General features: G+C 74.6%; 22 protein-coding genes and 1 tRNA gene. 16 read left to right on the top strand and 7 right to left on the bottom strand.

The window, feature by feature from the left end:
- Positions 1 to 21: 21 nt before the first annotated feature.
- Complete coding sequence (locus tag KYT88_RS05965; protein ID WP_182480740.1) at positions 22 to 1,050, bottom strand: LacI family DNA-binding transcriptional regulator; 1,029 nt, start codon at positions 1,048 to 1,050, stop codon at positions 22 to 24.
- 171 nt (positions 1,051 to 1,221) lie between these two features.
- Here KYT88_RS05965 and KYT88_RS05960 point away from each other — a divergent pair, with 171 nt between their 5' ends.
- From KYT88_RS05960 to KYT88_RS05940, 5 genes are read left to right on the top strand one after another with little or no spacing between them, the layout of a single operon-like run.
- Positions 1,222 to 2,247 (top strand): asparaginase, encoded by a 1,026-nt coding sequence (locus KYT88_RS05960; RefSeq protein WP_043587630.1) that lies wholly within the window; start codon positions 1,222 to 1,224, stop codon positions 2,245 to 2,247.
- A 25-nt stretch (positions 2,248 to 2,272) separates the two neighbouring features.
- Positions 2,273 to 3,163 carry a polysaccharide deacetylase family protein gene (locus tag KYT88_RS05955; RefSeq protein ID WP_015489846.1) on the top strand — a complete coding sequence of 297 codons (891 nt, stop codon included), beginning with the start codon at positions 2,273 to 2,275 and terminating at the stop codon, positions 3,161 to 3,163.
- Between the two features lie 34 nt (positions 3,164 to 3,197).
- Positions 3,198 to 4,580: an MFS transporter gene (locus KYT88_RS05950; protein WP_182480789.1), complete on the top strand. Its 1,383-nt coding sequence runs from the start codon at positions 3,198 to 3,200 to the stop codon at positions 4,578 to 4,580.
- Entirely contained in the window at positions 4,577 to 5,344 is a 768-nt protein-coding gene (locus tag KYT88_RS05945) for an SDR family NAD(P)-dependent oxidoreductase (RefSeq protein WP_043587637.1), read from the top strand. The genes KYT88_RS05950 and KYT88_RS05945 overlap by 4 nt, the downstream gene beginning before the upstream one ends.
- A complete protein-coding gene (locus KYT88_RS05940; protein ID WP_043587639.1) occupies positions 5,341 to 6,096 on the top strand; it encodes an SDR family oxidoreductase in 756 nt (251 codons plus the stop codon). Before KYT88_RS05945 ends, KYT88_RS05940 begins: the two co-directional genes overlap by 4 nt.
- 49 nt (positions 6,097 to 6,145) lie before the next feature.
- Here KYT88_RS05940 and KYT88_RS05935 read toward each other — a convergent pair whose 3' ends face one another.
- From KYT88_RS05935 to KYT88_RS05925, 3 genes are all read right to left on the bottom strand, one after another.
- Positions 6,146 to 6,916, bottom strand: coding sequence for a gamma-glutamyl-gamma-aminobutyrate hydrolase family protein (locus KYT88_RS05935; RefSeq protein WP_043587641.1), 771 nt, complete (start codon positions 6,914 to 6,916; stop codon positions 6,146 to 6,148).
- 111 nt (positions 6,917 to 7,027) lie between these two features.
- On the bottom strand, positions 7,028 to 7,720 hold the full coding sequence (locus KYT88_RS05930; protein WP_043587643.1) for a pyridoxine/pyridoxamine 5'-phosphate oxidase: 693 nt from the start codon (positions 7,718 to 7,720) through the stop codon (positions 7,028 to 7,030).
- 520 nt (positions 7,721 to 8,240) lie between these two features.
- Positions 8,241 to 8,312 (bottom strand) — tRNA-Arg (locus KYT88_RS05925).
- Between the two features lie 206 nt (positions 8,313 to 8,518).
- Between KYT88_RS05925 and KYT88_RS05920 the strand changes: the two genes are divergently transcribed.
- From KYT88_RS05920 to KYT88_RS05875, 10 genes are all read left to right on the top strand, one after another.
- Positions 8,519 to 8,758, top strand: a complete 240-nt coding sequence (locus tag KYT88_RS05920; protein WP_043560705.1) for an antitoxin — start codon at positions 8,519 to 8,521, stop codon at positions 8,756 to 8,758.
- The gene (locus KYT88_RS05915; protein ID WP_043587645.1) at positions 8,755 to 9,312 is read left to right on the top strand and encodes a 2'-5' RNA ligase family protein; all 558 of its coding nucleotides are present in this window, start codon (positions 8,755 to 8,757) and stop codon (positions 9,310 to 9,312) included. Before KYT88_RS05920 ends, KYT88_RS05915 begins: the two co-directional genes overlap by 4 nt.
- A gap of 88 nt (positions 9,313 to 9,400) precedes the next feature.
- A complete protein-coding gene (locus tag KYT88_RS05910) occupies positions 9,401 to 11,437 on the top strand; it encodes a TPM domain-containing protein (protein WP_043587649.1) in 2,037 nt (678 codons plus the stop codon).
- Positions 11,438 to 11,521: 84 nt separating this feature from the next.
- The gene (locus KYT88_RS05905; RefSeq protein WP_043587651.1) at positions 11,522 to 12,265 is read left to right on the top strand and encodes a PspA/IM30 family protein; all 744 of its coding nucleotides are present in this window, start codon (positions 11,522 to 11,524) and stop codon (positions 12,263 to 12,265) included.
- Between the two features lie 94 nt (positions 12,266 to 12,359).
- A complete protein-coding gene (locus KYT88_RS05900; protein ID WP_043587653.1) occupies positions 12,360 to 13,010 on the top strand; it encodes an NADPH-dependent F420 reductase in 651 nt (216 codons plus the stop codon).
- Positions 13,011 to 13,114: 104 nt separating this feature from the next.
- Positions 13,115 to 13,957 carry an arginase family protein gene (locus KYT88_RS05895; protein WP_043587655.1) on the top strand — a complete coding sequence of 281 codons (843 nt, stop codon included), beginning with the start codon at positions 13,115 to 13,117 and terminating at the stop codon, positions 13,955 to 13,957.
- A gap of 68 nt (positions 13,958 to 14,025) precedes the next feature.
- Entirely contained in the window at positions 14,026 to 14,865 is an 840-nt protein-coding gene (locus KYT88_RS05890) for a crotonase/enoyl-CoA hydratase family protein (protein WP_043587657.1), read from the top strand.
- A 57-nt stretch (positions 14,866 to 14,922) separates the two neighbouring features.
- Positions 14,923 to 16,356: a dihydrolipoyl dehydrogenase family protein gene (locus KYT88_RS05885; protein ID WP_043587660.1), complete on the top strand. Its 1,434-nt coding sequence runs from the start codon at positions 14,923 to 14,925 to the stop codon at positions 16,354 to 16,356.
- Positions 16,353 to 16,745: a Fe-S oxidoreductase gene (locus tag KYT88_RS05880; RefSeq protein WP_043587661.1), complete on the top strand. Its 393-nt coding sequence runs from the start codon at positions 16,353 to 16,355 to the stop codon at positions 16,743 to 16,745. The genes KYT88_RS05885 and KYT88_RS05880 overlap by 4 nt, the downstream gene beginning before the upstream one ends.
- Positions 16,742 to 17,620: an SDR family NAD(P)-dependent oxidoreductase gene (locus tag KYT88_RS05875; protein ID WP_043587663.1), complete on the top strand. Its 879-nt coding sequence runs from the start codon at positions 16,742 to 16,744 to the stop codon at positions 17,618 to 17,620. Before KYT88_RS05880 ends, KYT88_RS05875 begins: the two co-directional genes overlap by 4 nt.
- Before the next feature lie 36 nt (positions 17,621 to 17,656).
- Here the strand turns inward: KYT88_RS05875 and KYT88_RS05870 are convergent, their stop codons facing one another.
- Positions 17,657 to 18,061 (bottom strand): SIP domain-containing protein, encoded by a 405-nt coding sequence (locus tag KYT88_RS05870; protein WP_043587666.1) that lies wholly within the window; start codon positions 18,059 to 18,061, stop codon positions 17,657 to 17,659.
- Positions 18,062 to 18,063: 2 nt separating this feature from the next.
- On the bottom strand, positions 18,064 to 19,056 hold the full coding sequence (locus tag KYT88_RS05865) for a siderophore-interacting protein (protein ID WP_043587668.1): 993 nt from the start codon (positions 19,054 to 19,056) through the stop codon (positions 18,064 to 18,066).
- Positions 19,057 to 19,136: 80 nt separating this feature from the next.
- Here KYT88_RS05865 and KYT88_RS05860 point away from each other — a divergent pair, with 80 nt between their 5' ends.
- A complete protein-coding gene (locus tag KYT88_RS05860; RefSeq protein WP_043587670.1) occupies positions 19,137 to 19,874 on the top strand; it encodes a sulfite exporter TauE/SafE family protein in 738 nt (245 codons plus the stop codon).
- A gap of 9 nt (positions 19,875 to 19,883) precedes the next feature.
- Here the strand turns inward: KYT88_RS05860 and KYT88_RS05855 are convergent, their stop codons facing one another.
- Positions 19,884 to 21,311 carry an amidase gene (locus tag KYT88_RS05855; protein WP_043587672.1) on the bottom strand — a complete coding sequence of 476 codons (1,428 nt, stop codon included), beginning with the start codon at positions 21,309 to 21,311 and terminating at the stop codon, positions 19,884 to 19,886.
- Positions 21,312 to 21,368 lie beyond the last annotated feature (57 nt).

Here is a 21,368-nt window from a genome sequence, read left to right as displayed (position 1 = left end):
GCCGCCCGCACGAGCCGCCGCTCAGGCCGGGTGCGGTCCCGTCGACGCGCGCGCCACGAGCGTCGGCTCGAGCATCCGCGACGCGGCCTCCTGGCCGTCGACGAGCGCCAGCAGGGTCTCCAGCGCGATCCGTCCCATCTCGTGGACGGGCGAGCGCACGCTCGTGAGCCCGATGGATCCCGACGCCGCCAGCGGGGTGTCGTTGTAGCCGACGAGCGCGACGTCGTCGGGCACCGACAGGCCCGCGTCGCGGAGCGCGCCCATCGCGCCGATCGCCGCGAAGTCGTTGGTCGCGAAGAGCGCGTCCGGCGCGTGCCCGGCACGGAGCACCTCCTCGGTCGCCTCCCGGCCGGCCGCGGCGTCGAAGCCCCGCTGGATCACGCGCTCGGGCGTCACCGGCATCCCTGCATCCGCGTACGCCTCGAGGAAGCCGCGCGTGCGGTCGACCGCGGTCGACGCGAAGGACATGCCGGCGAGCACGGCCGGCCGGGTGCGCCCCTGCGCGATGAGGTGCTCGGCCGCGAGGCGGCCGCCCGTCACGTCGTCGCACGTGACGGCCACGTGGTCGCCGCGGCGGCGCGAGACGAGGACGAAGGGCACGCCCTCCTCGGCGAGCTCGTCGAGCAGCGGGTCGTCCAGGTGCGCGTCGCCGAAGATCATGCCGTCGACCCGGCGGTCGAGCATGCTGCGCGTGCGGCTGCGCTGGAGGTCCGGCCGGTCGAGGCTGTTCGTGACGAAGGTGGAGATGCGGCGCTCGGTCGCCGCCTCGTCGATGCCCTCGTACACGGTGGCGAGCACGTAGTCCTGGAGGCGCGGGACGAGGACGCCGACGAGGTCGGAGCGGGAGGTGCGCAGGCTCGCGGCGTGCGGGTTCGGCCGGTAGCCGCTGCGCTCCGCGATGTCGAGGATGGCGGCGACGGTCTCGGGCCCGGCCCAGCGGCCGGGGTGCTCCTCGCGGGAGTTGAGAACGCGGGAGACGGTGGTGATGCTGACGCCGGCGAGCTCCGCGATCATGCGCTGCGTGGTGGGCGGCTGGCGCTTCCGGGTCACTCGGGCCTCCTCACCCGATCCAGCATGGCACAGCGTCGAAGGCGGGCAGCGGGCGGCCCCCGGCGGCGGCGCCCAGCCTCCGACGGGGAAACATCCCCGCAACAGGACGGCAACGTGATCGTTCGACGCAAACCATTGACGCAATCGTTTGTGCGACCGAGGATCGACCGCATGCCCCACGTCCTCGTGCTCGCCACCGGCGGGACCATCTCCTCGCGCACGCGCCCCGACGGAGCCGCGGTCGCCGCGGATCCCGCCGACCGCCTGCTCGGATCCGTGCCCGCCCTGCCCGCCGGCGTCACCGTCGAGACGCGCGACGTCCTCCGGATCAACTCGTTCGCGCTCACGCACGCCGACCTCCGCACGATCCAGGGCGCGGTGGCCGAGGCGCTCGCGCGCGACGACGTGGACGGCGTGGTCGTCACGCACGGCACGGACACCCTCGAGGAGACCGCGTTCCTGCTGGAGCTCGTGACCGACGACCCGCGGCCGGTGGTGCTCACGGGCGCCCAGCGCTCTGCCGACGACCCCGCGGGCGACGGGCCGGGCAACCTGCGCGACGCCATCGTCGTCGCCGCGTCGTCCGAGGCGCGCGGAGCCGGCGCGCTCGCCGTGTTCGCCTCGCGCGTCCTCGCGGCCGACGGCCTGGTGAAGGCGCGCACGCTGGATCCCGACGCCTTCGCCGCCCGCGACGGCGCACCCCTCGGCCGCGTGACCGGCGACGAGGTGCGCATCACCCGCCGACCGCGTGCGCTGCCGATCCTGCCCGCGCCCACGGCGCGCTTCGACCGGATCCGCGTGGACTGCGTGAGCGTCCACCCCGGCGCCGACGGCGTGCTCTTCCGGGCGGCGATCGCCGCGGGAGCCGCGGGCGTCGTCGTGATCGGCACGGGCGCCGGCAACGCGAACCGCGCGCTGGTGCCGGAGATCCGGGCGGCCGCCGACGCAGGCGTGCTCGTCGGCCTCGGCACGCGCGTCGCCCACGGCCCGGTCGCCGCCATCTACGGAGACGGCGGCGCGGTCGACGCCGTCGCGGCGGGCGCCGTGCCGATCGGCCGCCTCTCGGTGGCGCAGGCCCGGATCCTCCTGGCCCTCCTGCTCGACCACCACCCCGTCGACGAGGCGCGCCGCCTGCTGGCCGTCGCCGCCGATCCCGAGACCCGCATTTCCACCCCGGCCGGCTCCCTGCCGGCCTGATCCATCACCCGACGGAAGGACCCCCATGGCCAAGGACATCATCATCGCGTTCGGCATCGACGTCGACGCCGTGAGCGGCTGGCTCGGCTCGTACGGCGGGCAGGACTCGCCCGGCGACATCTCCCGCGGCCTGTTCGCGGGCGAGGTCGGCGTGCCGCGCCTCAACGCGCTGCTCGCCAAGCACGGCCTCCCCTCCACCTGGTTCTGGCCGGGCCACTCCATCGAGACGTTCCCGCGCGAGTTCGACCAGGTCGTCGCAGCCGGCCACGAGATCGGCGCGCACGGCTACAGCCACGAGAACCCCATCGAGATGTCGCGCCAGCAGGAGGCGGACGTGCTCGACCGCTCCATCGAGCTCATCGAGTCGCGCGCCGGCCGCCGCCCCACCGGCTACGTGGCGCCGTGGTGGGAGTTCTCGCGCGTGACGAACGAGCTCCTCATCGAGCGCGGGATCCGCTACGACCACTCCCTGATGCACCGCGACTTCGAGCCGTACTACGTGCGCGTGGGCGACACGTGGCAGGGCGTCGACTACACGAAGGACGCCGCCAGCTGGATGCACCCGCTCGTGCGCGGCGAGGAGACCGACCTCGTGGAGATCCCCGCGTCGTGGTACCTCGACGACCTGCCTCCGATGATGTTCGTCAAGGGCAGCCCCAACAGCCACGGCTTCGTGAACCCCCGCCACCTCGAGGAGATGTGGCGCGACCAGTTCGACTGGGTCTACCGCGAGCAGGACTACGGGGTCTTCACGTTCACGATCCACCCCGACGTCTCGGGCCGCCCGCAGGTGCTCCTCATGCTCGAGCGGCTCATCGCCCACATCAACTCGCACGAGGGAGTCCGCTGGGCGACCTTCGACGAGATCGCCCAGGACTTCCAGCGACGCTCCCCGCGCACCCCGCGCGTCCCCTGATCCGCGAACCGACCGACCGCAGGAGACCACCACCATGAGCACCGACACCTCCCGTCCCGGCACCGCAACCGCGGACACCGGCGCCGCATCCTCCGGCGCGCTGCCCGCCGGCCTCGAGAAGGTCAGCGTCCGCCAGACCCGCCGGGTCACGGGCATCGCCTTCCTCGCGTGGACCATCGCCGTCTACGACTTCATCCTCTTCGGCACGCTGCTGCCCGACATCTCGCGCGACTTCGGCTGGGACACGAGCGAGTCGCTTCTCGTGTCGACCCTCGTCAGCGTCGGCACCGCGGTCGTCGTCCTGCTCGTCGGCCCGATGGTCGACAGGCTCGGCCGCCGGATCGGCATGGTCGTGTCCGTCACCGGCACGGCGCTGTCGTCGGGCGCGACCGCGCTGAGCGCCGGGGCGGTCTCGCTCGTCGGGATCCGCAGCATCAGCGGCCTGGGCCTCGCCGAGCAGTCCATCAACGCCACGTACCTCAACGAGATCTACGAGCAGACGGAGGACGAGCGGATCCGCCGCAACAAGGGCTTCGTGTACGCGATGGTGCAGACGGGCTGGCCGCTCGGCGCCCTGCTCGCCGCGGCATTCGTGGGCCTGATCACGACGGCGTTCGGGCCGGGCAGCTGGCGCATCGCGTTCGGGCTCGCGACCGTGCCCGCGCTCGTCGTCGCCGCGATCTGCCTCACGCTCCGGGAGAGCCCGCAGTTCGTCGCCCAGCAGCGGATCCGCCGCCTGCGCGCCGCGGGCCTGCACGACGAGGCGGCAGCCTTCGCTCGCGCCACCGGCCTCGACGTGCAGAAGTCGGCCCCCATCGCGCGCATCTTCCAGGGCAAGCACCTCCGCAGCACGATCGTGCTGAGCGTGGCGTGGCTGCTCAACTGGTTCGGGATCCAGACCTTCTCGGTGCTCGGCACCACCGTGCTCGAGTCGGGCAAGCACATCGACGCGTCCAACGCGCTGCTGCTGATCATCGCCTCGAACTGCGTGGGCGTGCTCGGCTACCTCGTGCACGGCTGGCTGGGCGATCGCCTCGGCCGCCGCAACGTCATCGTCGGCGGCTGGCTCGTCGCGGGCCTCGCGTTCGCGGTCATGCTGCTGGGGCCCGACGACCCGACGTTCGTGATGGGCGCCTACATGGTCGGGCTGTTCTTCCTGCTCGGGCCCTACGCGGCGATCCTGTTCTTCCAGGCCGGCTGCTTCGACAGCGACTGCCGGGCGACCGGATCCAGCTTCATCGGCGCGATGAGCCAGCCGGGCGCCATCATCGGCGGCTTCCTGCTCACGGGCCTCACGGCGAGCGCCATGTCGTTCGGCCAGGCGGCGCTGTGGGTGGGCGCGGGCGGGATCCTCGCCTCGGCGCTCGTGATGCTGCTCGCGAAGCCGACGGGCGAGACCCGCGAGGCGGCCGCGTGACGGGCGCGGCACCCGTCGCGCTCGTCACGGGCGGGGCCTCCGGCATCGGCCGGGCGACCGCCGTGCGCCTCGCCGCGCGGGGCGACCGCGTGGTCGTCGGCCGCTTCCCCGGGGACCCGCACGACGCGGGCGCGACCCTCGATGCCGTGCGCGCGGTCGGCGGCACGGGCATCGCTGTGGACCTCGACGTCGCCTCCACCGCGTCCGTCGACGCGTTCGTGCGGGCCGCGCTCGAGGAGTACGGCCAGGTGGACCACGTGATCGCGGCCGCCGGGATCCTCCGCCGCGCCCCGCTCGGGGCGATGACGGACGAGCGGTGGGACGAGGTGCTGGGCGTCGACCTCGGCGGCGTGATGCGCGTCATCCGCGCGGCCGAGCCGCTCCTCGGCCGCGGCGCCTCGATCGTGGCGGTGTCGTCCATCGCGGGCGGCGTCTACGGCTGGGGCGACCACGCGCACTACGCGACGGCGAAGGCGGGGGTCGTCGGCCTCGTGCGGAGCGCCGCCGTGGAGCTCGCGCCGCGCGGGATCCGGGCGAACACCGTCATCCCGGGCCTCATCGAGACCCCTCAGTCGCTCGACGCGGTGAACTCGCTCGGCGCGGACGGCCTCCGGCGCGCGGGCGACAGGATCCCCGCTGGACGCGTCGGCCGCCCCGAGGAGGTCGCGTCGGTCATCGCGTTCCTCGCCTCCGAGGACGCCGGCTACGTGACGGGCCAGACGCTCACCGTCGACGGCGGCCTGACGATCCGGATGCAGGAGTGAGCGCGCCAGTGCCCCGCAGCGACCGGCTGCGCGGGCGCACCGCGCTCGTGACGGGCGCGGCCAGCGGGATCGGCGCCGCCATCGCGCGCCACTTCGTGCTCGCGGGCGCCGAGGTGGTGCTGCTCGACCTCGCGCCCGCCGTGCACGAGGAGGCGCGGCGGATCGGCGCGGTGGGCGCTGTCGTGGCCGACGTGTCCGACGAGGCGCGCGTCGCCGACGCCGTCGCGGAGGCCGGCCGCGTGCTCGGCCGGATCGACGTGCTCGTCAACTCCCACGGCATCCTCACCGAGGCGCCCGTCGCGGAGATGACGCTGGCGACCTGGCAGCGCACGATCGACGTCGACCTCACGAGCGTCTTCCTCCTCACGCGGGCCGTGCTGCCGGGGATGCTCGAGCGGCGCGACGGCCGGATCATCACGGTCGCGTCGCAGCTCGGGCAGAAGGGCGGCGTGGGGCTCGCGCACTACGCCGCCGCGAAGGCCGGGGTCATCGCGTTCACCAAGTCGCTCGCGCTCGAGGTGTCCGGCTCGAACGTGCTCGCGAACGTGATCGCGCCGGGTCCGATCTCCACGCCGCTCGTGGACGCCATCTCGGAGGACTGGAAGGACGCCAAGCGCCGGGAGCTGCCGCTCGGCCGCTTCGGCACGGTCGACGAGGTCGCGCCGACCGCGGTGCTGCTGGCGGCGGATCCCGACGGGAACCTCTTCGTGGGCCAGACGCTCGGGCCCAACAGCGGCGACGTGATGCCCTGACCCGGGGCTCGCGGCGATGCGCGCCGCGGTCGTCCTGTCCGGTGCCGGCTCAGGCGGCCGCGGTGCGCGCGGCGTCGGCGGGCTCGCGCAGCGCGCAGGCGTCGGCGAGCGCGTCGAGCAGCGCGGGGAGCTGGTCGCGCGCGGCGCCCGGGTCCTCCGGGTGCCACTGGACGCCGATGACGGGCGCGCTCTCGTGCTCGACGGCCTCCGGCACGCCGTCGGGCGCGACCGCGACCACGCGGAGTCCCGTGCCCGGCCGGTCGACCGCCTGGTGGTGGGCGCTCCGCACGACGACGTCGGTGGATCCCAGCACGCGCGCGAGCCGGCTGCCCGCGGCGACGCGCACGTCGTGGTCCCGCATGACGGCCGTGATCTCCGTCGCGTCGTTGCGGTGCTCCCCCACTCCCTCGATGTGCTGCTGGAGGGTGCCGCCGAGCGCGACGTTGACGATCTGGGCGCCGCGGCAGATGCCGAGCAGCGGCGTGCCCTCGGCGACCGCGCGGCGGACGAGCGCGATCTGCCCGGCGTCCGCGACCTCGCGGTGCGTCGACCGGCCCTCGTACTCGGCGGGCCCGCCGTAGAAGCGCGGGGCGACGTCCTCGCCGCCCATGATGACGACCGCGTCGGCCTCGCGCGTGCGGGCCAGCAGCGACTCGACGCCCTCGTCCTCCGCGGCGATGTTCTCGACCAGCCAGCCCGCGGCGTCGGCGACCTCGGCGACGCGCGCGTTGAGGCCCTGCACGAGCGTGTTGTACGCGGCGGCCTCGGGACGCGAGCGGGTCACCTGCACGACGGCGAGGCGGCGGAGGGGGGCGGGCATGGATCCAGTGTGCGGCGTCGCCCGCGGGATCGCACGCCGCGCGTCATGTGACGCAACACGCGGCGGCCGCGACACGCGCCGCCCGCCCGCGACGGCCGGCCGCGGCGGGCGTCAGGGCCAGACGAGCGTGTGCGACCAGGATCCGTCGGACCCCGACCGGTACATGATCCGCAGCTGCCCGTGGTCCTCGGTCGCCTGCCAGAACTCGACGACGGACGGCTGGAGCACGTACGCGCGCCAGGACTCGGCGACGAGCTCGGGATCCGCCTCCACGGCCTCCCGCGCTCGGGCGATCCGCGCGTCGCGCTCGGCGGCGTCGGGCATCGGCTCGCTCTGGTCGCCCGCGATGACCTCGGCGCGCGACGACGGGTGCCGCGAGAGGAAGTCGCGCTCGCTCACCTCGCGGTCGCCGTGGAAGACGGGGCCGGTCGCGCGGATCTGCCGCCCGCGCTCCCGCCAGTACGCGACGAGCGCCGCGCGCGGGTTGGCCTCGAGGTCGCGCCCCTTGGGGCTGTCGGCGAGCGACGAGAACCAGAGGGCGCCGGGCTCGTCGTCGACGGTGCGCGTCACGTCCTTGAGCAGCAGCGTGCGCGCGGTCGGGCGGCCATCCGCGTCGGCGGTCGCGAGGACGACCGCGTTCGGCTCGGCGGCGTCGTGGGCGACGGCGTCGCGGATCCACGCGATGACGAGGTCGATCGGGTCATCCGGCAGGTGCGCCGGGTCGAGCTGCGGGAAGTCGTGGGGTGCGGGCTTCGCGCCTTTCAGGAGGTCGCGGACCGTGGTGGAGTCGTCGTCGTCAGCCATGCGCCGAGCCTAGGCCGGCTGGCGGCGGACGCCCGGCCGACCGGGTCTCGGCCTCGCGACCGCGCATCCTGCCGGACCGGATCGCAGCCTTTCGTCGCGATGCAGGAATCGGATTGGACCCTGAACCACTGGACTTTTCCAGTACCGGACGGCGTGGTCGCCCCGCCGGTCGCCGACTACCTTCGTCTCTAGGCCCGCTCCCCCAGTTGGGCCCAGCACCACGCGGCGGGAACCCGAGACCCGTCTCGGGCCCCGCCGCGTGTGTTCACCGCGACCTCCGCCCCTGCCGCCCCGCCAGCCACGCGTGCGCGTCGAGTCGATGCGATGCCCTCCGTCGTGCCGGTGGACGCCCTCTCGCGCAGCGGCCGCCGCACCTCGCCATCCACCACCGGCGATGCCGCGTGCGCGCGGAGCCGCGACGGCGCCGACGAGCGAGACGGGGAGCACCCGGACGCACGAGAGGCCGGCCCCGCGGACGGGACCGGCCTCTCACCGCACCAACACGGGATATGGGAAGGTGTGCCCCCAGGAGGATTCGAACCTCCGCCCCTGCCTCCGGAGGGCAGTGCTCTATCCCCTGAGCTATGGGGGCCAGGGTGCGCGCGAGCGCGGATCCAGGGTAGCACCGGCGACGAGGCCCGCCGCGCCGCTGCCACGGGCCGGGAGCGCCGACGCATTCCCTCTCCCGAGGAGACTCCCCGCTCCGGCACAGGCGCGGCACGCCAGGATGGACCCAGGACGACCGCCGCGCCGCCCGGGCACGGCGTCCCACCCGATCCCCTCAAGAGGAGACCACCCGTGAAGCTGTCCCGCATCGCCGCCGCCGCCACCGGATTCCTGCGCACGTCCAAGGGCCAGGACGTCGGCCGCACCGCCATCGACAAGGTGTCCGGCATCGCCGACAAGGCCACCGGCAGCAAGCACGCCGACAAGATCCAGAAGGCGCGCCAGGCGGCCGACGACCAGCTCCGGAAGCTCGGCCCGGACGGCGGACGCGGCCAGGGCCACACGCCCCCCTCGACTCCGCCCCGCCCCTGAGCGCCGGCAGCCTCGAGCTCACGCTGGACGCGGCCGCCGACGCCGCGGTCCGCGCATCCTGGCGCGCCCTCGCCGACGCCGGCCTGCCGAGCCTCGCCAACCACGCGGGCGAGACCAACCGCCCGCACGTGACGCTGCTGGCGGCCGCCGGGCTCGGTGGATCCGCGGACGACGCCGTCCGCGCCCTCGCCTCCTCCTCTCCCCTGCCGACGCTCCGGCTCGGCGGCCTCGTCGTCTTCGGCGTCCCGCCGCGGGGCCTCGTGCTCGCGCGGCAGGTGGTGGTCGACGGGGCGCTGCTCGACCTGCACGCGCGGATCCACGCGGCCGTCGACCAGGCGTCCGCCGACCGGGACGCGGACGCCGCGCCCGTCGAGGTCGTCCCGCACACGCGCCCCGGATCCTGGACGCCGCACGTGACCATCGCCCTGCGGCTCACGGCCGAGCAGCTGGGCGCGGCGGTCGCGGCGCTCGGGCGCATCGACCCGCTCGACGCCCCGGCCGCGGGCGTCCGCCGCTGGGATCCCCGCGACCGCACCGTGACGGGGCTCGCGTGACCCGCGCGGCCCGGATCCTCACGGCCAGCGCACGCACCCGCGCCACTAGCCTGGATGGAGCACGTACTTGAGACGACGGAGGAGTCGCATGCCGCGGTCCGCGAGATTGATCGGGGCCGCGCTCGCGCTCGGCCTGGCCGGGGCCATGGTGCCGATGTCCGCGCAGGCGACGGGGCCGGTCGACTTCGGCGGGGCGACGATCCTCGACCAGGTCGACGCGGTGACGCCCGCGCAGGAGCAGCAGATCCAGCAGGCGATCGACACGCTCCGGACGGACACCGGCATCACCCTCCATGTCGCGTACGTGGACACCTTCACCGGGGAGGCGGATCAGGCGGCCTGGGGCCGCGCGACGAACTCCGCCAACGGCTTCGGGGACTCCGACGCGCTGCTCGCCGTCGCCGTCGACGGCCGGCAGGTCTCCTTCGGGGCTCCCGCGCAGCTGTCGGAGTCCGCACGCGACCAGCTCCTGCAGAACGGGATCCGGCCGGAGCTGCAGGACAGCGACTGGTCAGGAGCCGCCGTCGCCGCCGCGCAGGGCATCGAGTCCCAGGCACGCACCGGCACGGGCACCGAGTCGGGAACCGGGGCCACCCCGTCGTCAGGGAACTCCTCCGGCATCGACTTCGGCCTCGTCCTCCTGCTCGTCCTCGGCGCGATCCTCGTGGCCGCCGTCGCCACGACGCTCGTCGGCCGCCGCAAGAAGCGGAAGGCCGTCGCCGCGAAGCGGCAGGCAGCGCTGGCGGAGATGAGGACCGCCGAGCAGCGGGCGGGCAGCATGCTCGTGCAGCTCGACGACGCGCTCGAGACCAGCGAGCAGGAGGTGGGCTTCGCGGAGGCGGAGTTCGGATCCGGCGCGGTCGGCCCGTATAGAGAGGTGCTCGTCTCGGCGGGCGGCAAGGTCCGCGAGGCGTTCGCGCTGAAGCAGAAGCTCGACGACACGATCGAGGACACCGACGAGGAGCGCCGCACCTGGGCCGCCCGGATCGTGGACCTGTGCGAGGAGGCGCGCGCCGAGCTCGACGCGCAAGCCGAGTCGTTCGAGGAGCTGCGGGCGCTCGAGAAGAACGCGCCCCAGACCCTCGCCGCCATCGTCACCGACGCGGAGTCGCTGAAGACCCGGATCGAGCGGACGCAGGAGGCGGTGGACCTCCTCGGACGCCGCTACGCCGGTCCGTCGATGACGACCGTCACCGGCAACGTCGACCAGGCGCGCTCGCTCCTGTCCTTCGCGACCGACACGGCGCAGGAGGCCGCCGAGGCGATCCGCGCGGGCGACAGCGTCTCCGCGGGCGAGATCGCCGTGAAGGTGCGCGCCGCGCAGCAGGCGGTCGGCCAGGCCGGCAAGCTCCTCGACGGCGTCGACCGCGTCTCGTCCGACCTCGAGCACGCGTCCACGCGCGTGCAGGAGGAGATCGCCGACGTCCGCAGCGACATCCAGGACGCCCGGGCCGCCCAGCGCGGCGGACGCATGCCGGAGCTGACCCGTCTGGTGGACGCGGCCGAGCAGGCCATCGCCGACGCGAAGCCGCTGCAGGGCCGGCTCGCGGATCCGCTCACGAGCGTCACGCTGCTGCAGGAGGCGGAGGCCCGGCTCGACGAGGCGCTCGCGCCCGTGCGGGAGCAGCAGGAGCAGGTGCAGCGCGCGATCGGCTACCTGCCCCGGGCGCTGTCGACCGCCGAGAGCCAGGTGGCGACGGCACGCGACTTCATCTCCACGCGCCGCGGCGGGGTCGGCGAGGAGGCGCGCACACGTCTCGCCCACGCGCAGCGCGCGCTCGACGACGCGCACGAGGCCGCCCCGCGGGATCCCGTGCGCGCCGTCGCCGCGTCGCAGGCCGCGACGTCGTACGCCGCGCAGGCCATCGAGGCCGCGCAGCGCGACCTCGACCAGGGCGGTGGATACGGCGGCGGCATGATGGGCGGCCGCGGCGGCGGGGACGCCTTCGGCGGCGCGATCATGGGCGGCATCATCGGCGGACTCCTGAGCGGCGGCGGAGGCGGCTGGGGTGGCGGAGGAGGCGGCGGCGGCTTCAGCGGCGGCGGCTTCGGCGGAGGCGGCGGCTTCAGCGGCGGCGGCTTCGGCGGAGGCGGCGGAGGCGGCTTCAGCGGCGGCGACTTCTAGCGACGACCAGCACGACGACGAGAACGAGAGCGACCCATGATCAACCCATTCCGACGAAGCACCAGACGAGAAGGAGCAGCACCCATGTCCAAGCAGTCCATCCTCGGCCGCATCGCCCAGCTCGCGAAGGCCAACATCAACAACCTCATCGACCAGGCCGAGGACCCGCAGCTCATGCTGGACCAGATGGTCCGCGACTACACGGAGAGCATCCGCGAGGCCGAGAGCGCCGTCGCCCAGACCATCGGCAACCTGCGGATGATCGAGGACGACCACCGCGAGGACGTCCAGGCGGCGCAGGACTGGGGTCGCAAGGCCCTCGCCGCGAGCACCAAGGCCGACGAGTACCGGAACGCCGGCAACACCCCGAACGCCGACAAGTTCGACGCGCTCGCCCGTGTCGCGCTGCAGCGCCAGATGCAGTCGGAGAGCGAGGCGAAGGGCGCCGAGCCCACCATCGCGTCGCAGACCGAGGTCGTCGAGAAGCTCAAGCAGGGCCTCGACACGATGCGCGGCAAGCTCCAGCAGCTGTCGTCGAAGCGCGACGAGCTGAACGCCCGCCAGAAGACGGTGCAGGCGCAGTCGCAGGTGCAGGACGCCATGAAGAGCATCGACATCATGGATCCCACCAGCGAGGTCAGCCGCTTCGAGCAGAAGATCCGCCGCGAGGAGGCCCGCGTCCGCGGCGCCGAGGAGCTGCAGGCCTCCAGCCTCGACGCGCAGTTCGAGGAGCTCGAGGACCTCGGCGAGCTGACCGAGGTCGAGGCGCGCCTCGCCGCCCTCAAGTCCGGCGGATCCGCCCCGAAGCAGGTCACGTCCGGCGAGTAGCCGACCGTCGGATCCACGGGCGCCGTCCTCCGGGGCGGCGCCCGTCGTCGTCCCGGAGGGGAATTCCGCCCCCGTGGATCCGGTTCCCCTCAGCATGACCAACATCGGAATCATCGGCGCCGGACTCATCGGCAGCCAGCTCGCCCGTCTGTTCACCTCCACCGGCCACGACGTGGTGATCGCCAACTCCCGCGGCCCGGAGACCCTCACCGACCTCATCGACGAGCTGGGCGACCACGCCCGCGCCGCCACCGTGCAGGAGGTCGCCGAGGCCGGCGAGATCGTCGTCGTCACCATCCCGCTCAAGAACATCGACAGCGTCCCGGTCGCGCCCCTCGCGGGCAAGATCGTGATCGACACCGACAACTACTACCCGGAGCGGGACGGCAACATCGCCGAGCTCGACGACGAGACCACGACGACCGCGGAGATGCTGCAGCGTCACCTGCCCGAGTCGAAGGTCGTGAAGGCGTTCAACCACATCTACGCGGCCGACCTCACGGAGCACGGCACCCCCGCCGGCACGCCTGGCCGCCGCGCGCTGGTGATCGCGGGCGACGACGCCGAGGCGAAGGCGACCGTCACCTCGATCCTCGACTCCTTCGGCTACGACGCCGTCGACGCGGGACCGCTCGCGGAGGGCTGGCGCATCCAGCGCGACACCCCCGGCTACGGCCCGGCGCTCGACGCCGACGGCCTCCGCCAGGCGCTCGCCGAGGCGAAGCGCTACCGCGACATGCAGTAGCGGGCGGAGCGACAGCTCCTCCCCACGACGATGCCCGTCGCCCGCGGCCACGACCGCAGGCGGCGGGCATCGCCATGTCCGGCGCCGCACGGGATACTGAGGACGTGCCCGCCTCCTTCGTCGTCGTCCCCCAATGGCAGGGCTCGGGCTCGTCCCGCGCCATGAGGCTCGCGGACGGGGCCGAGGCGATACGCGGCGACCTGCCCGCATCCGCCACGCGCGTCGTGGACGTGCCGGTCGAGGCCGGCGAGTCGCTCGGCACGGGCGTCCTCCGCTATGCGTCGCTGCTCGCGGTGCGCACCCGCCAGGAGGCGGCGCTCCAGGCGGCGTCCGCGTCCGGATCCGGCCCCGTCGTCACGGTCGGCGGCGACTGCGGCGTGGAGATCGCGGCCATCGGGCACGCGGCCGCCGCGCATCCCGGTCTCGCGGTGGTCTGGCTCGACGCGCACGCCGACCTCAACTCGCCCGCGTCCTCGCCGACGGGCGCCTTCCACGGCATGGTGCTGCGCGCCGTCATCGGGGAGGGCGTCGACGGCCTGGAGCTCCCGGCGGGCGCGGTCACGGCCGACCGCGTCGTGCTCGCGGGCGTGCGCGCCCTCGACGACGCGGAGTCCGACCTCGTCGAGTCGCGCGGCATCGCGCGCGTCGACGCCGAGGACGTGGGGCCCGCGTCGCTCGTCGCCGCCGTGCGGGCGACCGGCGCCACCGACGTCTACGTCCACGTCGACCTCGACGTGCTCGACCCGGGCGGGATGTCCGGCGTCGGCCACCCGGAGCCGTTCGGGCTCGACGTCCAGGCCGTCACCGAGTCGATCAAGGCGCTGCGCCGGTCGTTCGGGCTGGCGGGCGCGGGGATCACCGAGTTCGCACCGTCCTCCCCCGCGGCGGCCGTGGACGACATGGGCACCATCCTGCGGATCATCGGGGCGCTGACCGCGCCGGTCTGACCCGGACGGGAGGTCGCGCCGCCCTCCCGGCCCTGCGAGGCTGGGACGGACGATCGAAGGAGACCGCCGTGAGCGACGACGCCCGCACCGCATCCACCGCAGAGCCCCCGGCCGACGACGCCCCCCGCGTGCGCGTCGAGCGGCGCGGGCACCTGCTGCTCATCGGCCTCGACCGGCCGGCCAAGCGCAACGCCGCCGACATGCGGATGCTCCGCGAGCTCGCGAGCGCGTACGGCCTGCTCGACCGGGATCCGGAGCTGCGGGTCGGCGTGGTCCACGCGGTCGGCGACCACTTCACGGGCGGGCTCGACCTCGCCGACGTGGCCCCGCACATCGGCCGCGGTCCAGGGGGCGGCCTCGACACGGTGCCGGACGACGGCGTCGACCCGTGGCGGATGGTCGGCGAAGGCGTCGGCAAGCCCGTGGTCCTCGCGGTGCAGGGCACGTGCCTCACGCTCGGGATCGAGCTGGCCCTCGCGAGCGACGTCGTGGTGGCGGCCGCGGGCACGCGGTTCGGGCAGATCGAGGTCGCGCGCGGGATCCTGCCCTTCGGCGGCGCGACCCTCCGCTTCCCCGCGGTCGCGGGCTGGGGCGACGCCATGCGCTGGATCCTCACGGGCGACCTCTTCGACGCCGAGGAGGCCAGGCGCATGCGCATCGTGCAGCTCGTGGTGCCGGACGGCGAGCAGCTCGCGGCGGCCGTCGGGATCGCCGAGCGCATCGCCGCGCAGGCCCCGCTCGCCGTGCAGGCGACGCTCCGGAACGCCCGCGCCGCCGTCCACGACGGACACGGGTCGGCGGCCGCCGCGCTCCCGGCGGAGCTCGTGCGGCTCGCGGGATCCGAGGACGCGGCGCGCGGCATGCGCGCCGCCGCGGAGCGCCGTCCCGCGGACTTCGTCGGCCGCTGATCCGTCGACCGAACCCGCCCGGCCGATGCGCGGGAGGCCCGGCGTAGGGTCGGCACCATGACCTCCTACGACCTCATCGTCATCGGTGCCGGCCCCGTCGGCGAGAACGTCGCCGACCGCGCGAAGCAGGGCGGGCTCTCCGTGCTCGTCGTCGAGTCCGAGCTCGTGGGAGGCGAGTGCTCCTACTGGGCCTGCATGCCCAGCAAGGCGCTCCTCCGCTCCGGCAGCGCACTCCGCGCGGCGCGCGCCGTCGCCGGGTCGAAGGAGGCCGTCACGGGCGAGCTCGACGTGGCCGCGGTCCTGAAGCGCCGCGACTCCTTCACCAGCTCCTGGGACGACCAGGGGCAGGTGAGCTGGCTCGAGGGGATCGGCATCGACCTCGCGCGCGGCCACGGGCGCATCTCCGGGCCGCGCCGCGTCAGCGTCACCGCGCCGGACGGATCCGTCGTCCAGCACGAGGCCGCGCACGCCGTCGTCGTCTCCACCGGCACCGCCGCGCTCCTGCCCGACATCCCGGGCCTCGCGGAGGCCCAGCCGTGGACGAGCCGCGAGGCAACGAGCGTCGAGGTCGTGCCGACCTCCCTCGTCGTCATCGGCGGCGGCGTGGTCGCGGCCGAGATGGCCACCGCCTTCGCCTCGCTCGGCAGCGCCGTCACGCTCGTCGCCCGCAGCGGCCTGCTCGGCGGGCAGGAGCCCTTCGCGGGCGAGCTCGTCGGCGACAGCCTCACGGACATGGGCGTCGACGTGCGCCTCGGGGCATCGCCCTCCCGCGTCACCCGCGACGGCGACGAGGTCACCGTCGAGCTCTCCGACGGATCCACCCTCACGGCCGCCGAGGTGCTGGTCGCGACCGGCCGCACCCCGCGCACCGAGGACCTGGGCCTCGACACCGTCGGCCTCGAGGCCGGCGCCTACCTCGACGTGGACGACACGATGCTCGTCACGGGCGACGTGAACGCCGAGACCCCGTGGCTGTACGCGGTCGGCGACGTCAACCACCGCGCGCTCCTCACCCACCAGGGCAAGTACCAGGCGCGCGCGGCCGGCGAGGTCATCGCGGCCCGCGCGACCGGCGGCACCGTCGACGACTCCCCGTGGGGCGTGCACGTCGCGACCGCCGACCACCGCGCCGTCCCGCAGGTCACCTTCACCGACCCGGAGGTCGCGAGCGTCGGCCTCACCGCGAAGGCGGCGGACGACGCGGGGATCCGCACGCGCGTCGTCGACTACGACCTCGGATCCGTCGCGGGCTCGAGCCTGCACGCCGACGGGTACGCCGGGAAGGCGCGCATGGTCGTCGACGAGGACCGCGGCGTGATCGTCGGCGTCACGTTCGTCGGGCAGGACGTCGCCGAGCTGCTGCACTCCGCCACGATCGCGGTCGTCGGCGAGGTGCCGCTCACGCGCCTCTGGCACGCGGTGCCGTCGTACCCCACCATCAGCGAGGTGTGGCTGCGCCTGCTCGAGACGTACGGGCGGCCGACCGCGTGATCCGCTCCAGCGTCGGCGCCGTCGCGGGCGCCGTCCGCGGCGTCCTGCTGGACTCGCCCGTCTCGCGCGCGGGCAGCGGCGTCGCGACGGGAATCGCGCTCGCCATCGGCCTCCCCCTCAGCACGGGCGAGGTGCGCCGCCACGGCGACCTCATCGTGCTCACCGGCCTGCCGTCCTGGGTCTTCGGGCGCGGCGGCACGTGCGTCGGCCGCGTCTACCTCACGCGGGACAACGCCGGACCCGCGGTGCTCGAGCACGAGGCCGTGCACGTCACGCAGTGGCGTCGCTACGGGCTGCTGATGCCGCTGCTCTACTGGTGGGCGGGGCGGGATCCGCTGCGCAACCGGTTCGAGATCGAGGCGGGCCTGGAGAAGGGCGGCTACCGGTGACCGGCCCGCTCGACGGCCGCACGGTCGTCATCACGGGCGCGAGCTCCGGCATCGGCCGCATCGCCGCCCGCGAGCTGCACGACCGCGGGGCCGACGTGGTCGTTGTCGGTCGCGATCCGGAGCGCACGCGCGGCATCGCGGCCGAGCTCGGTGCGCGGCACGTCCTCGCCGACATGGACCGGCTCGACGAGGTGCGCGCGCTGGCGGCGACGCTCCTCGAGACGTGCCCGCGGATCCACGTGCTCGCGCTCAACGCCGGCAGCCTCGTGCCGCGCCGCGCCATGACGGTCGACGGCCACGAGACGACGTTCCAGCGCAACGTCCTCGCGCCCTTCCTCCTCACGCGCCTCCTGCTGCCGCGCCTCGAGGAGACGCAGGACGCGCTCGGCGCCGACGAGAGCCCGGTGCGCGTCATCGGCACCGCGAGCCGCGCGAACCTCTGGGGCCGCGTGCGCCTCGACGACCTCGACTGGCGGAAGCGCCCCTGGTTCGGCGGCTGGCAGGCGTACGGCACGTCGAAGGCGATGATGATCCTGATGATGCGCACCCTCGCCGAGCGCGTCGGCCCGCGCGGCATCGAGGCGTGCTCGTTCCACCCGGGCCTCGTGCGCACGTCGTTCGGATCCGACAGCACCGTGATGAAGGCGCTGCTCGCGCTCTCGATGGGCGCCTACGGCATCTCCGCGGAGGCGGGCGCCGTGCCGCTCGTGCAGCTCGCGTCGGTGCCCGACCTGGGCGCGCCGAGCGGCACGTACTTCGACCAGCTCACGCCCGACGGGAAGACGACCGCGCAGGCCGGGGACCCGCAGCTCGGGCGGGACCTCTGGGCGGCGCTGGAGCTGGCTGCCGGGACCGACGAGCCCGTCCGGCGCTGAGCCGACGGCGTCCGACGCTCGCCCGGCGGATCCGCGTCAGCGCGTCGCGAGCAGGTGCAGCAGGTCGTCGTGGCCGCCGACGTGCCCGCCGAGCAGCACGCTGACCTCGGTGACCGGGTGCTCGTCGGAGACGGGCGCGGCGAAGACCATCATCTCGCTGGCCCACGCGCCGACCGCCCGGGCGACCGCGGTCATGGGCGCGGCGGGTGCGCCGTCGACCCCGCGGCCCTCGCGCGCGATCACGGTGACGACCATGCGCGGCGGGTGCGCGAGCGCGACCTCGACGGACGCGTCGGGCACCTCGACGAACACGCTGCCGCGCGTGCACAGCGGCAGCGCGGCGAGCGCGGCCTGCGTCGCGGCGAGGCCGGTCTCGTCCGTGACGAGCAGCACCTGGCGCTTCACGTCCTTGCGCGTGCGCGAGCGGGTGGCTCCGGCCATGGTCAGGATCCCTCCGCGGCGCCCCGGCGCCAGTAGCCCATGAAGGCGACCTGACGGCGGTCGATGCCGGTGTCGCGCACGAGGAAGCGACGCATCGCCTTGATGCAGCCGGACTCCCCCGCGAGCCACGCGTAGAGCGTCGAGCCCTCGTGGACGACCGGCGCGTCCCAGACGATGCCCTCGGCGTCGTCCTCCGCGAGCGGCTGGGCGTCGTCGGCGAGCGCGACCTCGGGGGCGGCGATGGCGCCGACCTTCACGTGGCAGTCGACCCAGTGGCGCACGGCCTCCTCGAGGCGGGATCCGTTCGGGCGGCCGTCGCGCGGCAGCCAGGTGAGGTTCACGCCCTTCGGCACGCGCACGTCGAGGCGGTCGCCCGTGACGGGCACCTCGATGAAGGCGCAGCCCACGGCGTCGTCGGGCAGGGAGGAGAGGATGTTGCAGATGGCGGGCGCGGCCGTCTCGTCGCCCGCGAGGAGCAGGGACCGCGCGGCGCCCGGATGCCACTCGATGCCGAGCCCGCGCGCGGGGCTCAGGGCGTCGGGTCCGATGAGGACCATGGGGTCGCCGACGACGGCCGATCCGGCCCAGCGCGAGGCGGGGCCCATGTCGCCGTGGAGCGCGAAGTCGACGTCGACCTCGCCGAGGTCGCGGCGCACCGCGCGGGACGTGTAGGTGCGGAGCGGGTTGCGCTCGGCGTCGGGCAGGGCGCGCCACCAGGCGAACCAGTCGTCGCCGCCCACCCCGGTGAGGTCGGGCAGCCCGTGCTCGGCGACCGGCAGCAGCAGCTTGATGCGCTGGTCGAGGCACTCGTCGCCGAAGTCGCGGAGGTCGTCGCTCTGGAACGTGATCCGGAGGAACGTCGGGCTGACGCGCTCGGTGCGGGCCACACGCGCCGCGAACGGCCGGTAGGCGGGGCGCTCGACCGCGGGTTGCTCCTCGACCGTGTCCTCGACGGGAGCGGTGCCGGCGGCGAGGGTCGCGGTGGAGGTAAGCACAGCCTAAGTATGGCATGCCTTACCTCAGCGGTCGAGGGCGGGCGGCGGAACTAGACCGGGATCCACGGGAGGATGTCATCGTGTCCGCCCTCGTCCTCGCCGCCGTGTTCGTGGGCGCCGTGGCCCAGCGCGTCACCGGCCTCGGCTTCGCGCTCGTCGTCTCGCCCGTGCTCGTCATCCTGCTCGGCCCCTTCGACGGCGTCCTCATCGTGAACCTCTGCGGCGCGCTGTCGGCGGCGATCATCCTGGCGGGCGTGCGGCGGGACGTGGAGTGGCGGCGCTACCTCTTCCTCGCGATCCCCGCGCTCGTGGGGATCGTGCCCGGCGCCCTCCTCGCCTACCTGCTGCCGGACGAGGCCCTCGAGATCGGGATCGGCCTGCTGCTCATCGCCGCCCTCACCACCTCGCTCCTGCTCCGGCGCACCGCGCGCCCGATCGACGGGCCGGGCGTCATGGCGGGCTTCGGATTCGCGTCGGGCGTCATGAACGCGGCGGCCGGCATCGGCGGGCCGAGCCTCAGCGTCTACGCGGTCGTCAGCCGCTGGGAGCAGCGGGCGTTCGCGGCGACGCTCCAGCCGTTCTTCGTCACGGTCGGGGCCTCGTCCCTCCTCACCAAGCTCCTCATCGCGCCGGAGCGCTGGCCGGACCTGGGGACGGCAGCGTGGGTGGGCATCATCGTGACGATGCTCGCGGGGATCGGGGCGGGGACGCTCCTCGGCCCCCGGATCCCGACGCGCGGCGCCCGCGCGGCCGTCGTGGTGCTGGCGTTCGGCGGCGCGGTCTCGGCGATCGTCAAGGGGATCAGCGGGCTGAGCTGACCCGCCGCCTCACCACTGCGGCGGGTGCCGCCGCTGCCAGTGCAGCCGCCGCTCGAGCTGCCGGCCGATCGCGAGGAGCGTCGCCTCGCCGCCCGGTCGCCCGATGAGCTGCACTCCCATGGGCAGGCCGTCGTCGGTGAGGTGCACGGGCAGCGTGATCGCGGGGAGCCCCGTGACGTTCGCGAACGACGTGTACGGCGTGTACCGCACCTGCTGCGCGAAGTTCCGCTCGCCGTCCTCGGCGTCGTACCAGCCGATCGGCCGCGGCTCCTGCGCGAGCGCCGGCGTGAGCACGGCGTCCACGTGGGCGAACTGGGCGATGACGCTGCGCTCGTAGGCGGCGAGCTGCGCGAGCGCGCGGGCGAGGTCGCGCGCGCTGAGCGCCCGGCCGCGCTCCACGAGCCAGCGCGTGAGCGGCTCGAGGAGCTCCAGCTGGGCGCCCTCGGCGGGGATCCCCGCGGCGCCCGCCTGCCAGATGGTGCGGAACGCGGGCGCGTAGGTGGGATCCGGCCGGAGCGCGAGGTCCTCGAGGCCGTGGCCCATGGTCGCCAGCTCGCGCACGGCGAGGGCGAGCGCGTCGTCGGCGGAGGCGTAGCGGACGATCTCGTAGGCGTCGTCCCACGGCGTCGTGGTCATCACGCCGATCTGGAAGCGGCCCTCGCCGCGGACGGCCGCGCCGAGCAGGTCGCCGTCCGCGTCCTCGGGCGCCCGCAGCGTGAACGGGTGCGGGATGCGGCCGTTGACCCGGCCGATCATGGCGTCGAGCAGCATGGCCGCGTCGGCGACGCTCCGCGCGAGCGGGCCGGGCACGACGAGGCCCGCGAGCGACTCCTGTCCGGACCCCGCGGGCACGAGGCCGCGCGACGGCTTGAGGCCGACGAGGCCGGTGGCCGCCGCGGGGATCCGCACCGAGCCGCCGCCGTCGGATCCCGGCGCGAACGGCAGCAGGCCCGCCGCGACCGCGACGGCCGCTCCCCCGCTGGATCCGCCGGCGCCGCGCGTCGTGTCCCAGGGAGTCCGAGCGGGTGGCGCGACGAGGCTCTCGGTGTACGACGGAAGGCCGAACTCGGGCGCGCTCGTCTTGCCGAGGCTGATGCCGCCCGCGTCGTCGAGCGCCTGAGGGATCGCGTCCGTGCGGTCGGAGACATGGTCGCGGAAGAGGCGCGAGCCGAACGTCGTGCGGACGCCGGCGCGCTCGGAGAGGTCCTTGTCGCCGAACGGCAGGCCCCAGAGCGGCGCGGTGCGCGGCACCTCGCGCTCGACGAACCGCGCGCGCTCCAGGGCGCGGTCGGCGGTGACGGTGGTGAAGGCGCCGAGGCCCGGATCCAGGCGCTCGATGCGCTCGAGGTAGTGGGTCACGAGCTCGGTCGGGGTGACCTCGCCGCGCTGGAGCTGGTCCCACAGGTCCTGGGCGCTGAGGTGGTGGAGTTCGAACACCGCTCCAGCGTAGGCCGGGGTCGCCGCCGGCCGACCGGCGGCGGACGCGCCGACGGG

The organism is Clavibacter sp. A6099, from assembly GCF_021919125.1.
Classification (GTDB): domain Bacteria; phylum Actinomycetota; class Actinomycetes; order Actinomycetales; family Microbacteriaceae; genus Clavibacter; species Clavibacter seminis.
The sequence above is the reverse complement of the archived record's forward strand: the minus strand, read 5'-3'. Positions and strand labels throughout refer to the sequence as shown.